This is a genomic window from Gemmatimonadales bacterium, from assembly GCA_036279355.1.
Classification (GTDB): domain Bacteria; phylum Gemmatimonadota; class Gemmatimonadetes; order Gemmatimonadales; family GWC2-71-9; genus DASQPE01.
Genome location: DASUJH010000023.1, coordinates 18,270 through 33,615, shown reverse-complemented (window position 1 = coordinate 33,615; position 15,346 = coordinate 18,270). Strand labels below are relative to the sequence as shown.

Genomic DNA, 15,346 nt, shown 5'->3' with positions numbered 1-15,346 from the left:
GAGCGGCTCCGGTCGCCGGCCGCGGCCGGCTCGGGTGCGCCGCCTCACGCGCCGGTCACGATTGCCGTGCTTCCGTTCGCCAACCTGACCGCCGACGGCGACAAGGACTACTTCGCCGAAGGCTTGGCGGAGGAGCTGATGCGCGGCCTCGCGCAGGTGGATTCCGTGCGCGTGGCCGCGCGCAGTTCGGCGTGCGCGGCCGGCGCTGCCGGGCTCGACGCGCGCGAAATCGGGCGCCGGCTCAGCGTGCGCGCGCTGGTCGAAGGCAGCGTGCGCCAGGCGCGGGACCGCGTGCGCCTCTCGGCGCAACTGGTGGACGCCCGCGACGGATGCCAGTTGTGGTCGGAGATGTTCGAGCGGCGGGTGGACGACGTCTTCAGCGCGCAGGACGAGCTGGCCGCGGCCATCGTGCGCGCGCTCGACGCGCCGCTTCGGCGGCTCGCGTCGAGTGCCATGGCAGCCCCATCGTCAGCCGCCCGCGACCAGGCGGATGCCCGCTGACCTCCTGGCGCATCTGCGCACGCACCTCGACGAGCGCTACGCGATCGAGCGCGAGCTCGGCCGCGGCGGCATGTCCACCGTCTTCCTGGCGCACGACCGGAAGCACGGGCGCCCGGTGGCGCTCAAGGTGTTCCGACCCCAGGTGGCGGAAGTGCTCGGCGTCGCGCGCTTCGTGCGCGAGGTCCAGCTCGCCGCGCGGCTCACCCACCCCCACATCGTCCCGCTGCACGACTCGGGCGAAGTCGGCGGGGTGCCGTATTTCGTCATGCCGTACGTCGAGGGCGAGACGCTGCGCGAGCGGCTGGACCGCGAGCACCGCCTCGCGGTGGCCGAGGTGGTGCGGCTCGGCCGCGAGATGGCCGACGCCCTCGATTACGCGCACCGGCAGGGCGTCGTGCACCGCGACGTGAAGCCGGAGAACATCCTGCTCGCGGGCGCGCACGTACTGGTGCTCGACTTCGGCGTCGCCCGCGCCGCAGGCATCTCCACGGGCGAGCTGGTGACGCAGAGCGGCTATCCGGTCGGAACCCCGATGTACATGAGCCCCGAGCAGGCAGCCGGCCTGCCCGAGGTGGACGGGCGGAGCGACGTATACAGTCTGGGTTGCGTGCTGTTCGAGGCCATCGCCGGGCGGCCGCCGTTCAGCGGGCCCACCGCGCAAGCCATTCTCATCCGCCGCCTGAGCGAGCTGCCGCCTCTGCTCCGGACGGTGCGGCCGAGCGTGCCGGCGGGTGTGGAGGAGGCGGTGGCGCGCGCCCTGGCGAGAGCGCCCGCCGACCGGTTCGCCACTGCCGTGGGTTTCGCCGAGGCGCTTTCCGCTGGCGGCTCAGCCGGGGCGCGGGTCGCCGGGGGCGCGGATCCGCCGGGTGCCGCGCCCACGCTCCCCGATGCCTCGATCGCCGTGCTCCCATTCGCCAACATGAGTGCCGAGCCGGACAACGAGCACTTCAGCGACGGGATGGCCGAGGCGCTGATCGGCGCGCTCGCGAAGGTGCCGGGGCTCCGCGTCGCCTCGCGCTCCTCCACGTTCGCGTGGAAGGGGCGGCTGGATGACGTCCGCGCGATCGGCGAGCGGCTCAAGGTGCGGAGCGTGCTCGAGGGCAGCGTCCGCAAGGCCGCCGGCCGGCTGCGCATCGCGGCGCAGCTCGTGGACGTCGCAGACGGATATCAGCTCTGGTCCGAGACCTACGACCGCGAGCTGGCCGACGTATTCGCGCTGCAGGACGAGATCGCGCGGACGCTGGTGGCGCGGCTCGCACCGCAGCTCGTGCGGCGCGCGGCCGGCCCCTTGGTCGAGGCGCCGACCGAAATCGTCGAGGCGTACTCGCTGTATCTTCGCGGCCGCTATCTCTGTACCCGCCGCACGGTCGAGAGCTATCAGATGGCGATCCGCTACTTCGAGGATGCCATTGCCGCGGACCCTGGGTTCGCGAAGGCCTACACCGGCGTGGCACATGCCTACTGCATGCTCAGTTTCGACGAGATCGGTGCGATGCGGCCGGTCGACGCGATGCCCAGGGCCAGAGCCGCGCTGGCGCGCGCGGTCGAGCTCGACCCCATGCTCGGCGAGGCACATTCCCGCCAGGCGATGCTCTCGATGCTGTACGACTGGGACTGGGAGCGCGCCGGACGTGAATTCGAGCAGGCGCTGGAGCGGAACCCGGGCGACCCAGCCGCACTGCACTGGTATTCGCTGTACTTGTCGATCCTGGAGCGGCATGAGGAGAGCCTGCGCGTCATCACCCGCGCGCTCACGCTCGAGCCGATGTCCACCTACATCCACGTCCAGCTCGGCCGGACGTACTACTACGCTCGGCGCTTCGACGAGGCGATGCGCGAGCTGGTATCGGTAGTCGAGATGGAACCCGAGGTGATCGGCAACGTCATCCAGCTCGCGCGGGTGCGGCTCATGCGCGGCGAAGCGGCCGAGGCGGCCGCACTGGCAGAGCGCTCGATGGCGAGGCTGGGCCGCCGGCCGATTCTCGTTTCGTTTGCGGGCATGGCGTATGGTGAGGCGGGCTGCCGGGATCGTGCCCAGGCGTGCCTTGCCGAACTGGAGCTGGAGGCCGCAAGGCGCCACGTGCCCGCGATGTATTTCGTCCAGGTTCTCAGCGCGCTGGGCGAACTGGATTCGATGTTCCACCAGCTCGAGCGCGCCCGCGCCGAGCGTGCGGGATGGCTCGCCTTTTCCCGGGTGGATCCCCGCTGGGACGCGGTCCGGGGAGACCCCCGCTTCGTCGCTCACGTCCGAGCCATCGGGCCCACGCCCATGCCAAAAGCGATGTCCTAGCGAAGCGTCGATGCCTCGCGCCAGGCCCGGATCGCCCTGGCGTGGATCGGGTAATGGCCGTACGTGTCGGCCCGGAGGCGCCGCCGGAACCGCGTCTCCCGCGCGAACAGGTCGTCCGGCAGGCCGCGGACGTAGTCGACGAGCCGCGCGTGGACTTCGTCGCGCTTCCGGAGCACGTCCACGAGCGGGAGATCGCGCAGCGCATCGGTCTTCATCGCGTTGAACGCGTCGATCCCACCAAAGCGGACCGAGTAGCGCGGCGGCCGCCTGCCCTCCCGGATCTCCGGCAGATGCTGGAGCGCCTCCTCCTCCCACCACGTCACGTGCGCGATGATGTCCCGCACCGACCACGCGCCCGTAACGCCTGGCGTGAGCAGCCGTGCTTCCGGGAGGCCGGCGTACGACTGCTCCAACTCCGCCCACGCACGGGCAAGCCGCGCGAGCACCTGGTGCGTATTCATCGCCCGCACCGCGTCGGAGCGGCCACGGTCGGGCCAGGTGCCGGTGCTTCGCGCTCGAGCAGCGCGCGTTTTCGCTCGATGCCCCAACGGTACCCCGCCAGGCCGCCGCCGATGCGCGCCACGCGATGGCAGGGTATGGCGACGGCCAGCAGGTTGGCCCCGCAGGCCCGCGACACCGCCCGTACGGCGCGCGGCGCGCCGATTCCCGCTGCGATCTCGCTATACGTGGCAGTTGCACCGGCCGGAATGCGGCTCAGCGCCTCCCACACGCGCAGCTGGAACGCGGTGCCGCGCACGTCGAGCGGCAAGTCGAGCCCGCGGCTCGGCGATTCCACGAAAGCCACCACCGTCGCGACGAGCCGCTCGAACGCGGGATCGCCGGTGATCAGCGTGGCCTGCGGAAAGCGCTCCTCAAGGTCACGCCCGAGTGCCTCCGGGTCGTCGCCCAGAAAAATGGCGCACACTCCCCGCCGGCTCCGCGCGACCAGGATCGAGCCGAGCGAGCACTCACCGATGGCGAACCGGATCTCCGCGTTGGCGCCACCCGCGCGGTAATCCGTCGGCGTCATGCCGAGCAGCGAGGTGGAGTCGGCGTAGAACCGGGCGTTGGAGCTGTAGCCCGAGCGGTAAATGGCGCGCGTCACGGTATCGCTCGCCTCGAGCTCGCGCCGCATGCGCGCGCTCCGCTGTGCCATGGCGTAGCGGCGCGGCGTCACGCCGGTCACGGCCTTGAAGACGCGGTGGAAATGGAAAGGGCTCATGCCCGCGTGCGCGGCCAGCTCCTCGAGCGGCGGGACGCCGTCGGAGCCATCGATCAGACGACACACCGCCGTCACTCGCGTCACGTGCCGCTCGACAATAGACGCCCGGTCCGGCCGGCACCGCTTGCACGGGCGAAAGCCGGCGCGCTCGGCATCGGCCCGCGTCGGGTGGAAGCGGACATGCTCCGGCCTCGGGCGGCGGGCCGGGCACGAGGGGCGGCAGTACACGCGGGTCGTAGTGACGGCGTAGAAGAACGCGCCGTCAGCCTCGGCCGAGCGCGCCACGACCGAGGTCCAGCGTGGGTCGCGTCGGGTGTCGGCGGCGCGCTCGACGTCGACTGCGGATCGGTTCGGGGTCATTGCGTGCATTCCCGGCGTGCGGGCCTCCGGTTGGGCCTCCTGGGTACGCCAAGCTTACCTCCGGCGCCCGTCCGACGCACTCCGCTTCTTGCTCTCAAACCTGGCACCGTGGCCGCCCCGGGTCGTAAAACGCGGCTGCCGCCGCCTGCGGCGTCGATACCACTCTGTGGCGCCGGTGCGGTATGGCGCGCCCGCGCCCGGGGCGATATCGTTTAGCGCCTCCCGCCGGGGGGCCTCCCTTCCATTCGTTTCCGCGAGGTTCTCATGTTTCGCCAGCGCCACGTCAGGCGTCTGCTGGTCGCGGGCGGCGTGATTGCCGCCGCCGCCTGCTCCGACTCCGGCACACCTGTCGGCCCGAACGCCCAGCCCGACCAACCTTCCCTGGGGCGCGCGGCCCAAGGCCCAGCCCAGGGGGCGGCCGACGACCCGATCGAGCTCGGGCGGACGGTGCCCGGGTTCGGGGGCTTCTTCGTCGATGCGCAGGGTACGCCCACCGTGTACCTCAAGGACAGCGGGAAGCGCGGCGCCGCGGAGCTGGCGCTGGCGCCGTGGTTCCGCGCCCGGGGGCGCGCCGCGCAGGAAATGCGCGTGCTCCACGCGGACTACGATTGGGCAGAGCTCGCCGGCTGGCAATCCAAGCTGACCCCGGAGGCGCTGGCCGTTTCGGGCGCGGTTTTCGTGGACGCTGACGAGGCGGCGAACCGGGTGCGGATCGGCGTCGAGCACTCGGCGGCTGCGGGCCAGATGCGGAGCCTCGTCGCGCGGCTCGGCATCCCGGCCGGCGCGGTGGTGGTGGAGCAGACCGAGCCGATCGTGCAGCTCGCCACGCTGCAGGGCCGGGTGCGGCCCATCGCGGCGGGCCTGCAGATCAACTTCCCCGGGTTCCTCTGCTCGATCGGGTTCAATGCGAGCCTGGGCGGCAAGGCAGGCTTCGTGACCGCGTCCCACTGCACCACGACGCAGGGCGGCGTCGAGAGCACCCCGTACTGGCAACCGCTCCAGAGCGTGGACGGGACGCAGATCGCCACCGAGACGGCCGATCCGTCATACACGACGGGCGGCGCGTGCCCGGCCGGCCGGCGCTGCCGGCGGAGCGATGCGTCATTCGCGCAGTATGCGAGCGGGATCCAGAACACGCTCGGCTCGATCGAGAAGACCAAGTCGCCGCGCAAGCGCGACCTCACGATCACCGGCGCCTTCACCATCACGTCCGACGCATCGTCGTCCAACTTCACGATCGGCGAAGTCATAAACAAGGTGGGCCGCACCACCGGCTGGAGCCAGGGCCAGGTGGTGGCCACCTGCGTGAACGTGAACGTGAGCGGCTCCGACATCACCCAGCTGTGCCAGACCGAGGTCTCGGCCGGCGTGGGCGCGGGCGACAGCGGATCGGATGTGTTCACGATCACGGGCGGCAGCAACGTGCGGCTCGATGGCGTGCTCTGGGGCGGCTCCAGCAACGGGCGCACGTTCGTGTTCAGTCCGCTCGCGAACGTCGAGCAGGAGCTCGGTGCGCTCACCACGCACTGAGCGAACGACCGAACCGGTGGCGGCGCGATGGTGCACGTCCTGCTGCTCGCGGCCGCGCTCGCACTCACGCCCGCGGCCGCACCCGCCGCCGATACGATGACGCTGCATATCTCGGCGCCGGCGCAGGTCAGTTCGGGCGAGCCGGTGCCGATCACAATCACGCTCACCAACGACGGCGATCGGCCGCTCACGCTGCTCTTGCGTGGGCGGCCGATCGCGTTCGACATCGTGGTGCGCCGCTACGACGGCACGGTGGCGTGGCGCCGGCTCGCGGGTGCTGCAATCGCGATGGTACTGCAGGTGCGCGAGCTGGCACCGGGCGAATCGATCGACCTGCGCGACACGTGGCGGCAGACGAACAATGCGGGCCGATTCGTCGCGCCGGGAGACTACACCATCCAGGGCCTGCTGCTCACCGACGGCGACCGGCAGATCGCGAGCGACGTCGTTCCCCTCCGCATCGCGTCCTGACCGCGCCGCATCGCACCCTCACCGCGCCGCAACGCGCCCTGACCGCGCCGCGGCCGATGGCTCCGGAACGTCCGCTCAGCGCGCGCCGAGCACCTTGGCGGCGCGCGCCACGTCTTTCGGCTTGACCCAGAGAATCATCCCGTAGCGCCCCTTGCCGGCGGCCACACCGTCGGCGGCCGTCACGTTGATCCTGGCCTTCGCGAGCTTGGCGAGCTGGCGTTCGACCGCGCCGATGCGGTCGTCGCCCTGCACCAGGAAGCCGCGCTTCACGTCGCTCAGGCGCCAGCCGCTCCGTTTCGCCACCCGCCGGATCGCGCCTATGTCGTCGGCCACGAGGTCCACCTGCGTCTTGCCGCCGCGGCCGGGGAACGCCGAAAAGGCGAGCAGATCGACGCCGGCCTGCGTCAGCGCGTCGAGTACGCGCACGCCCTGTCCGGTGCGATTCGGGATCATCGTGTAGCAGTAGTTCACCCTGCGGACGCGATCTGCCATCGGAGCCTCCTTGTCGACGTGCATGAGCAACGCTGTCGGGGTCGGCTGAACAATCATCGCGATCGCGAGCGGGACGCAAGGCAGCACGGATGGTCGCTGGTGAGCTCGGCGCGCACCCGCGAGCGCCGGGCGCACAGCGTCAGCGGGCGGCGGTCGGATTGGGCGCCTGGATCAGAGCGGGCGGAACAGCTCGGCCAGCTCGAGGACGAAGGGCACCGATGCACCGGACGGATGCCAGGTGACCCGCTCCCGCTCGATGGTGGGGAACCGATCCGCCGGCGTCCACACTTCGACAAACTGCTCTTCGGCGTCGATGATCCAGTAGAGCGGTACGCCCGCGTCCTGGTAGCGGTGGTGCTTGAGGAAGCGATCTAGTGCTGGTTTGACGGGCTCAACACCTCGGCGACGAGCAGCAGATCGCGCACGGCCGTCCACTCGAGCGTGCGGGCCTGCTCCAGCGGGACGACAAAGACGTCGGGCTGCACCAGCACGTCGTCGCGGCCCCACGAGATGTCCGCGGGCGACATGATCGGGTAACCGACCGGGTGGGCCCGCAGGAATTCACGAAGGGCACCGAACAGCTCGCCCGCCGCGAACCGATGCCGGCCTCGCGGCGCCGGGCTCACCAGCAGCTCCCCGTAGACCAACTCGTAGCGATTGCCGTCGTCGGGCATCTCCCGCACCATGTCCGCCGTGTAATACGGCTTCGGCACCGACTCGCCCGCTCTGGCCGGCATGCTGGCCTCCTTGGCTGGTGATTCGGCTGCGGCATCCCGCAGGATGGCAGCCGGCTCCGCCAACTCTTGTATCAACAAAACGCGATGCGTGTACGCGGTACGCAGGCGCCAACTGACGTGCTTGAACCTTCATCTCGGCGGGCGTGCGGGCGCAAGGGGCATCGCCTCCCGCGGCGCCGCACCCACGCCGACCACGCTCGCCGCCGCGTGCGCAGCCGTGTGCGTGATGCTCACGTGCCACTCCGCGATCCCGAGCCCCGCCGCAATTTCCGCACACTTTCCGCGCACCGTGACTTCCGGTTGCCCGGACGGGAGCCGCCGCACCTCGATGTCGGTCCACGCGACGCCGCGCGCCCATCCCGTGCCGAGCGTTTTCATCACTGCCTCCTTTGCGGCGAACCGCCCGGCGAGAAATTGCACGCGGAGCGGCCCGTCGCCCGCTTCCGCCTGTTCGCCGGCCGTATAGAGCCGGCGCAGGAAGCGCTCGCCGTGACGCTCGAGGGCGTCGCGGATGCGATCGATCTCGACGAGATCGATGCCGTGGCCGAGGATGCGCATCGTGCACCAAATTGTGTCGGGGGGGGCCGTCGGGCAACTCGGAACGATGCCGATTGCAGTCAACCACGACCGGCGGCTTGGCAGCCGCCGACCCCGCACGCACGCAGGCGCGCGCGCCGGACGTTCGTCAGAGCGGCTGAAAGAGCTCCGCGAGGGAGAGCAGGAGCGGCCGGTCGGCGCCCGGCGGCTGCCAGACGAGCCGTTCCCGCTCGAACGTCGGGAAAGAATCGGCGGGCGTCCAGACCTCGACCTGGTGCTCATCGCCATCGATGACCCAGTAGAGCGGGATGCCGGCCTCCTGGTATCGACGCCGCTTGAGGAAGCGATCGCTGCGCGCGGTGCTCGGACTCAGCACCTCGGCGACGAGCAACACGTCGCGCATGCGGGTCCAGTCGAGCGTCCTCGCCTGCTCGAAGTCCACGACGAACACATCAGGTTGAACCAGCACGTCCGGGGCCCACGAGATGTCCGCCGGGGACATCATCACGTGGCCGACGCGCGTGCCTTGCAGGTAGGTCTTGAGCGCCACCGTCAGCCGGACTGCCAACTCCTGGTGCCACGCCCGCGGCGCCGGCGTCACCAGCAGCTCGCCGTAGACGACCTCGTAGCGCTTGCCGTCGTCCGGCAGCGCGCGGACCATATCGGCGGTGTAGTAGATCGGGTCGGCCATGCCCATAAGGTCGTCTCGGCGAACGGGAGATGGCAACAGGCGGGCATGCCACAAGCTGGCAGCGTGCGCCGAATCGCCTGCACCGAACGAGCGCGCGCCGGTGCCGAAGCGCCCGCGCGAGCGGCTCAGCGATCCTTCACCTTCGCCCACGAGTCCCGCAGCGCCACCGTCCGGTTGAAGACGAGCGCGCCGGGGCGGGACTCGATCGGGTCGCTCATGAAGTATCCGGTCCGCTCAAACTGATAGCGCGTGCCCGGAGGATCCTGCGCCACGCTCGGCTCGACCTTGGCGCCGCGCACGGTGACGAGCGAGTCCGGATTGAGCGCGCTCACGAAGTCCTGACCTTCGGGAAGCGCATCGGGATTCGGTACGGCGAACAGGCGGTCGTAGAGACGCAGCTCGGCGTCGAGTGCGTGGGCGGCCGAGACCCAGTGGATCGTGCCCTGCACGCGGCGGCCGTCCGGCGCGTCGCCGCCGCGGGTGGCGGGATCGTAGGTGCAGTGCACCTCGACGACCTCGCCCGCGGCGTTCCTTACCACATTGGTGCAGGTGACGAGATAGCCGTACCGCAACCGCACCTCGCGTCCCGGCGCCAGCCGGAAGAATTTCTTCGGCGGGTTCTCCATGAAGTCGTCCCGCTCGATCCAGAGCTCACGCGAGAACGGCACGGGGCGCGAGCCTGTCAACGGCACGTCGTGCGGATAGAGCGGCGCGTCGAGCGTCTCGCCCTGGCCCTCCGGATAGTTGGTGATCACCAGCTTGAGCGGATGCGCCACCGCCATCACCCGCGGCACCCGCATGTTGAGGTCGTCACGCACCGCGTGCTCGAAGGTGGCCAGCTCGATCCGCGCGTCCGACCGCGCAACGCCGATGGTCTCGGCAAAGGCGCGGACGGCCTCGGGCGTGACGCCGCGGCGCCTGAGGCCCGCAATCGTCGGCATCCGCGGGTCGTCCCACCCGGTCACGTAGCCTTCGTTCACCAGCCGGAGCAGCTTCCGCTTGCTCAGCACCGTGTAGTCCAGCTCGAGCCGGGCGAACTCGGTCTGTTCCGGCGGCCGCTCGAATCCCGCCTCCCGCACCAGCCAGTCGTACAGCTCGCGGTTGTCCTTGAACTCGAGGGTGCAGAACGAGTGGGTGATCCCCTCGAACGCGTCCGAGAGGCCGTGGGCAAAATCGTAGAGCGGGTAGAGGCACCACTCGGTGCCGCGGCGGTAGTGCGACGCGTGCCGGATCCGGAGCAGCAGCGGGTCGCGCATGAGCATGTTGGCATGCGCCATGTCGATCCGGGCGCGCAGCACGTGGGCGCCGTCGGGGAATTCGCCGGCGCGCATCCGGCGGAGCAGATCGAGGTTCTCTTCGACAGTCCGGTCGCGATACGGGCTTGGCGTGCCGGGCACGGTGACGGTGCCGCGCCCCGCGCGAATCGCCTCCTCGCTCTGCGAGTCGACATACGCTTTCCCTTCCCGCACCAGCGCTTCCGCGATCTCGTACAGCCGCTCGAAGTAGTCGCTCGCGAACCTCTCCTCGTCCCACGCGAAACCGAGCCAGCGAACGTCCTCGCGGATCGCGTCGACGTAGCGGAGGTCCTCGGTGGCCGGATTGGTGTCGTCGAACCGCAGGTTGCACAGCCCGGCGAACTCGCGGGCGATGCCGAAGTTGAGGCAGATCGACTTGGCGTGGCCGATGTGCAGGTAGCCATTGGGCTCGGGCGGGAACCGCGTATGGATCGGGCGGCCGAAGCGGCCGCTCGCGGCGTCGGCCGCGACTTTTTCGCGGAGGAAGTCCTTGCGCGCGGCGTCGCGAACGGGCGCGTGGGGGAGCTCGGGTCGGTCGGCGTGGGTCACGCCGTGAATTTACCGAGATTCAGCAGGAGTGGTGAGGGCGCAACGAAGCGCCCGGGGGCCAAGCTCCCGGGCGCTTCGTTGATGGTGCGCTGGTGTCGGGCGATTCGAACGCCTATTCCACCTCCCCGATGAGCGCCGCCGCCGTGAGCTGCTGGGTCGTCGGCTGCTCTTCCACCGGCGCCGGCGGCGGGGGCTCGTAGCCCTCGGGCGGCTCGATGTCGATCTCGGCGTAGCGGTAGATGCCGCTGCCCGCCGGAATCAGGTGCCCGATGATGATGTTCTCCTTGAGACCGAGGAGATCGTCCTTGGCCCCGCGGATCGCCGCATCGGTCAACACCCGCGTGGTCTCCTGGAACGACGCCGCCGAGATGAAGCTCTGCGTCGTGAGACTCGCCTTGGTGATGCCCAGCAGCACCGGCTCGGCCTGCGCCGGCGTGCCCTTCCGCCGCAGCGTACGCTCGTTCTCGTCGCGGAAGGTCAACCGGTCGACCGTCTCCCCCTCGAGGAAGTCGGTGTCGCCCGGATCCGTGACGCGCACCTTCTGCAGCATCTGCCGCACGATCACGCCGATGTGCTTGTCGCTGATTCGCACACCCTGCAGGCGATACACCTCCTGCACCTCGTTCAGCAGGTATTCCTGCACCGCCCGCGGCCCTTTGATGAGCAGGATGTCGTGGGGGTTCACCGGGCCCTCGGTGAGCCGGTCGCCGGCGCGCACGCGGTCGCCCTCGTGCACCCGGAGATGCTTGCCGGCCGGCACCTCGTAGAGCTGCGGCTCCACGGCGCCCTCGGCTTGCTCGACCGGGTAGACGTAGATCTCGCGCTTGCCGCGCTTGATCTCGCCGAACTTGACCACGCCGTCGACCTCGCTGATGGTAGCCGGATCCTTGGGCCGGCGCGCCTCGAACAGCTCCGCCACGCGCGGGAGGCCGCCCGTAATGTCGCGCGTCTTGTATGCCTGCCGCGGAATCTTGGTGACCGTGACGCCCTTCGACACCTTGACCGGCGCCGAGAGAAACACCGTCTTGTCCTTGCTTTCCTTCTTGCTCTTCCCGGGCCAGGCCACGTTGATCGGGTACTCCTCCACGTGGAACTTGGTGCTCCACGGGTTGGCCCCGTCCGGAATGTCCATCGCCCGGCTCACCTGGTCGGTGGGCGAGCCCAGAATGATCCGGCTTCCCTCGGCCAGGGTGTACTCCTGCGGGTCCTTGCGGTGGCTGAGGTACACCAGCACGCTCGGATGCAGCTCGCGCTCCGGATCGGCCATGACGACGAGCGACCGGAGGCCGGTGCCCTCATCCAGCTCTTCGCGCAGCGTGACGCCCGGCACCAGGTCCTTCCACCGCATCTCGCCGTCGGACTTGATGATGCTCGGGTCGTTGTACGGGTCCCAGGTGTAGAGGATCGTCGCCCGACGGTCGTTGTCGCCCTTGGTGACGGTATCGCCCTCCTTCACCGCGAGCAGCGCGCCCTCGGGCACCGGGTAGCGGTTCAGGACCTTCTTCGGATCCCGCGCGTCCACCACCAGGATGCCTTCCTTGCTCTCGTCGTCGGCGCTCTCGTCCTCACGGGTGAGCACGATGCGGATCGACGCCTTGGTGCCGTCCTCGTATTCGATCGGCAGGTCGGTCCACTCGAGCCCCTCGGTATAGTGCACCACGCCGTCCAACCGCGCCCGCCGCTCCGCCTCTTCCGCGATGCGTGACGAGGTGCCGCCGATGTGGAAGGTGCGCAGCGTGAGCTGCGTGCCCGGCTCGCCGATCGACTGCGCGGCCAGGATGCCCACCGCCTCGCCCATGTCCACGATGTCCATCGTGGCGAGGTTGCGGCCGTAGCACATGCGGCAGATGCCCCGCCGCGCCTCGCAGGTGAGCACCGAGCGGATCTTCACCTTCTCCAGCCCCGAGTCCTCGATGGCCGAGGCCATCTCCTCGCTGATGAGCTGGCCCGACTGCACCAGGAGCTTCTGGTCGCCGTGCTCGTCCAGCTCGTGCGGATCGAAGACGTCCTCCGAGGCCACGCTGCCCAGAATGCGCTCGCGCAAGGGCTCGATCACGTCCTCGCCCTCCTTGAGCGCCGCCACCTCGAGACCCAGGATCGTACCGCAATCCTCCTCGGTGATCGTGACGTCCTGCGCCACGTCCACCAGGCGGCGGGTAAGGTAGCCGGCGTCGGCCGTCTTGAGCGCCGTGTCGGCCAGGCCCTTCCGCGCGCCGTGGGTCGAGATGAAGTACTCGAGCACGGTGAGCCCCTCGCGGAAGTTCGACTTGATCGGGCTCTCGATGATCTCACCGATGCCGCCGGTGAGTTTCTTCTGCGGCTTGGCCATGAGCCCGCGCATGCCGGCGAGCTGCCGGATCTGGTCGCGGCTGCCGCGCGAGCCGGAGTCGAACATCATGTACACCGGGTTGAACCCGCCGCGCGACAGCCGCATCGAGTTCACCATCGCCTCGGCCACGTCATTGTTGGCGTGGGTCCAGGCGTCGATCACCTTGTTGTAGCGCTCGCCGAAGGTGATCTGGCCGGTGTTGTACGCCTTCTGGAAGCGCTTGACCCGCGCGTCCGCCTCACTCAGGAGCTCGCTCTTCTCGGCCGGGATCTCCAGATCCTCGATGCCGATGCTGACGCCGCCCATCGTGGCAAAGCGGAAGCCGAAGTCCTTCAGCCGGTCGAGGAAGCCGACGGTCTCGGCGAGCCCCGCGCGCCGGTAGCTCTGGAGCACCAGCTCCGAGAGCTGCTTCTTCTTCATCAGGTCGTCGCGGAAGCCGAGCTCGACCACGACCTTGCGCGGCAGGATGCTGTTGAAGAGCACCCGGCCCACCGTGGTGCGGAGCCAGCGGGGGCGGTTGTCCTGCGCCTCGCGCGGCGGCACGTACCAGAAGCAGATGGCCGTGTGGTAGCGCACACTCCCGTTGAGGAGCGCCATTTCCAGCTCGGCCAGCGAGCCGAAGTAGCGCGCATCCTTCCAGAGCCGCGCCTTGGCCTCCTCCTGCTTCCCGCCCCCGGCCTTCCGCAGCTCCTCCTCGAAGCCCGACGGCAGCTTGGTGAGGAAGTACGACCCGAGCACCATGTCCTGGCTCGGCTCGGCCACCGGGCGCCCATCGCTCGGCTTGAGGATGTTGTTCGACGAGATCATGAGGAGCCGCGCCTCGAGCTGCGCCTCGAACGAGAGCGGCACGTGCACGGCCATCTGGTCGCCGTCGAAGTCCGCGTTGAACGCCGCGCAGACCAGCGGGTGGATCCGGATGGCCTTGCCCTCGACCAGCACCGGCTCGAACGCCTGGATGCCCAACCGGTGGAGCGTGGGCGCACGGTTCAGCAGCACCGGGTGGTCCTGGATGATCTCTTCCAGGATCTCGTACACCTCGGGCCCCTCGCGCTCCACGATCTTCTTGGCGCGCTTGACCGTCTCGGCGATGCCCTTCTCCACCAGCTTGTGGATGATGAACGGCTTGAACAGCTCGACCGCCATCGCCTTGGGGAGGCCGCACTGGTGCAGCCGGAGCTCGGGGCCCACCACGATGACCGAGCGGCCCGAGTAGTCCACGCGCTTGCCGAGCAGGTTCTGGCGGAACCGGCCCTGCTTGCCCTTGAGCATGTCGGAGAGGCTCTTCAAGGGCCGCTTGCCGCGCCCACGGATCGCCTTCGAGCGGCGCCCGTTGTCGAACAGCGCGTCCACCGCCTCCTGCAGCATCCGCTTCTCGTTCCGGAGAATCACCTCCGGCGCCTTGTGCTGGATGAGCTTCTGCAGCCGGTTGTTCCGGTTGATCACCCGCCGATAGAGATCGTTGAGGTCGCTCGTGGCAAAGCGCCCGCCGTCGAGCGGCACCAGCGGCCGGAGGTCGGGCGGAATCACCGGCACCACGTCGAGGATCATCCACGCCGGCGTGTTCGGCAGGTCGCCGCTCTCGCCGGACGAGAGGAACGCGTCCACGATCTTGAGCCGCTTGAGCATCTGCTTCTTGCGGTGCTGGCTGGTCTCGTGCGCCACGCCCGCGCGAAGCTCTTCGGCCAGCTGCTTCACGTCGAGCCGCGCCAGCAGCTCGCGCACGGCGGGGGCGCCGATGTCGGCCTTGAACGCGGTGTCGCCCTCCTCGCGCGCCTTGGCGCGGAGCGCCAGGTACTCCTCCTCATCGAGGAGCTGGTTGGTCTCGACCTCCTGCTTGCCCGGCTCGATGACGATGTAGCTCGAGTAGTAGATGACCCGCTCGAGATCGCGGAGCGTGATGTTGATCAGGTTGCCCATCGGGCTCGGCAGCGTCTTGAAGAACCAGATGTGCGCCACCGGCACGCTGAGCTCGATGTGGCCCATGCGCTCGCGCCGGACCTTCGAGAGCGTGACCTCCACCCCGCAGCGGTCGCAGATGACCCCGCGGTAGCGGATGCGCTTGTACTTGCCGCAGTGACACTCCCAGTCCTTGACCGGGCCGAAGATCCGCTCGCAGAACAAGCCGTCCTTCTCCGGCTTGAACGAGCGGTAATTGATCGTCTCCGGCTTGGTCACCTCGCCCCACGACCACCAGGTGCGCTGGCCCTGGAGCTCCAGGCGCTCGCGCTCCTTGGGATCGCGCGGCCCCCGGATTTCCTCCGGGGCGGCGATGCGGATGCTGATATAGTCGAAGCTCGAGCTCTTGGGCTCGCGGCCGCTGCGAAAATCAATCATGTGTGGAC

At 69.5% G+C, this 15,346-nt stretch carries 12 protein-coding genes; 4 read left to right on the top strand and 8 right to left on the bottom strand.

Annotated elements, in window-relative coordinates; translation table 11 throughout:
* On the top strand, positions 1-501 hold a 501-nt coding region (locus tag VFW66_05830), incomplete at its 5' end, for a hypothetical protein (protein ID HEX5386195.1).
* Positions 491-2,791: a protein kinase gene (locus tag VFW66_05825; protein HEX5386194.1), complete on the top strand. Its 2,301-nt coding sequence runs from the start codon at positions 491-493 to the stop codon at positions 2,789-2,791. The genes VFW66_05830 and VFW66_05825, both read left to right, overlap by 11 nt.
* Here VFW66_05825 and VFW66_05820 read toward each other — a convergent pair.
* Together VFW66_05820 and ada are read right to left on the bottom strand one after the other, a co-directional pair.
* Positions 2,788-3,252, bottom strand: a complete 465-nt coding sequence (locus tag VFW66_05820; GenBank protein HEX5386193.1) for a DinB family protein — start codon at positions 3,250-3,252, stop codon at positions 2,788-2,790. The two genes, VFW66_05825 and VFW66_05820, sit on opposite strands and share 4 nt — an antisense overlap.
* Positions 3,249-4,373 (bottom strand): bifunctional DNA-binding transcriptional regulator/O6-methylguanine-DNA methyltransferase Ada, encoded by a 1,125-nt coding sequence (gene ada, locus VFW66_05815; protein HEX5386192.1) that lies wholly within the window; start codon positions 4,371-4,373, stop codon positions 3,249-3,251. Before ada ends, VFW66_05820 begins: the two co-directional genes overlap by 4 nt.
* Before the next feature lie 264 nt (positions 4,374-4,637).
* Between ada and VFW66_05810 the strand changes: the two genes are divergently transcribed.
* Positions 4,638-5,903, top strand: a complete 1,266-nt coding sequence (locus VFW66_05810; protein HEX5386191.1) for a hypothetical protein — start codon at positions 4,638-4,640, stop codon at positions 5,901-5,903.
* A 27-nt stretch (positions 5,904-5,930) separates the two neighbouring features.
* Positions 5,931-6,374, top strand: a complete 444-nt coding sequence (locus VFW66_05805) for a BsuPI-related putative proteinase inhibitor (GenBank protein ID HEX5386190.1) — start codon at positions 5,931-5,933, stop codon at positions 6,372-6,374.
* A 75-nt stretch (positions 6,375-6,449) separates the two neighbouring features.
* On the opposite strand, the gene VFW66_05800 is transcribed toward VFW66_05805, so the two are convergent.
* From VFW66_05800 to rpoC, 6 genes are all read right to left on the bottom strand, one after another.
* Positions 6,450-6,866 carry a hypothetical protein gene (locus VFW66_05800; GenBank protein HEX5386189.1) on the bottom strand — a complete coding sequence of 139 codons (417 nt, stop codon included), beginning with the start codon at positions 6,864-6,866 and terminating at the stop codon, positions 6,450-6,452.
* Between the two features lie 371 nt (positions 6,867-7,237).
* Entirely contained in the window at positions 7,238-7,603 is a 366-nt protein-coding gene (locus VFW66_05795; protein ID HEX5386188.1) for a Uma2 family endonuclease, read from the bottom strand.
* Positions 7,604-7,732: 129 nt separating this feature from the next.
* Positions 7,733-8,161 carry a holo-ACP synthase gene (acpS, locus tag VFW66_05790; GenBank protein ID HEX5386187.1) on the bottom strand — a complete coding sequence of 143 codons (429 nt, stop codon included), beginning with the start codon at positions 8,159-8,161 and terminating at the stop codon, positions 7,733-7,735.
* 127 nt (positions 8,162-8,288) lie between these two features.
* Positions 8,289-8,831 (bottom strand): Uma2 family endonuclease, encoded by a 543-nt coding sequence (locus tag VFW66_05785; protein HEX5386186.1) that lies wholly within the window; start codon positions 8,829-8,831, stop codon positions 8,289-8,291.
* Positions 8,832-8,956: 125 nt separating this feature from the next.
* A complete protein-coding gene (locus VFW66_05780; GenBank protein ID HEX5386185.1) occupies positions 8,957-10,675 on the bottom strand; it encodes a glutamine--tRNA ligase/YqeY domain fusion protein in 1,719 nt (572 codons plus the stop codon).
* Positions 10,676-10,787: 112 nt separating this feature from the next.
* Positions 10,788-15,338 carry a DNA-directed RNA polymerase subunit beta' gene (gene rpoC / locus VFW66_05775; protein ID HEX5386184.1) on the bottom strand — a complete coding sequence of 1,517 codons (4,551 nt, stop codon included), beginning with the start codon at positions 15,336-15,338 and terminating at the stop codon, positions 10,788-10,790.
* Positions 15,339-15,346 lie beyond the last annotated feature (8 nt).

Coding starts and splice junctions, on each gene's coding strand:
- VFW66_05825 (HEX5386194.1), top strand. CDS start 491: ATGCCCGCTGACCTCCTGGCGCATCTGCGCACGCACCTCGACGAGCGC.
- VFW66_05820 (HEX5386193.1), bottom strand. CDS start 3,252: ATGAATACGCACCAGGTGCTCGCGCGGCTTGCCCGTGCGTGGGCGGAG.
- ada (HEX5386192.1), bottom strand. CDS start 4,373: ATGACCCCGAACCGATCCGCAGTCGACGTCGAGCGCGCCGCCGACACC.
- VFW66_05810 (HEX5386191.1), top strand. CDS start 4,638: ATGTTTCGCCAGCGCCACGTCAGGCGTCTGCTGGTCGCGGGCGGCGTG.
- VFW66_05805 (HEX5386190.1), top strand. CDS start 5,931: ATGGTGCACGTCCTGCTGCTCGCGGCCGCGCTCGCACTCACGCCCGCG.
- VFW66_05800 (HEX5386189.1), bottom strand. CDS start 6,866: ATGGCAGATCGCGTCCGCAGGGTGAACTACTGCTACACGATGATCCCG.
- VFW66_05795 (HEX5386188.1), bottom strand. CDS start 7,603: ATGCCGGCCAGAGCGGGCGAGTCGGTGCCGAAGCCGTATTACACGGCG.
- acpS (HEX5386187.1), bottom strand. CDS start 8,161: ATGCGCATCCTCGGCCACGGCATCGATCTCGTCGAGATCGATCGCATC.
- VFW66_05785 (HEX5386186.1), bottom strand. CDS start 8,831: ATGGCCGACCCGATCTACTACACCGCCGATATGGTCCGCGCGCTGCCG.
- rpoC (HEX5386184.1), bottom strand. CDS start 15,338: ATGATTGATTTTCGCAGCGGCCGCGAGCCCAAGAGCTCGAGCTTCGAC.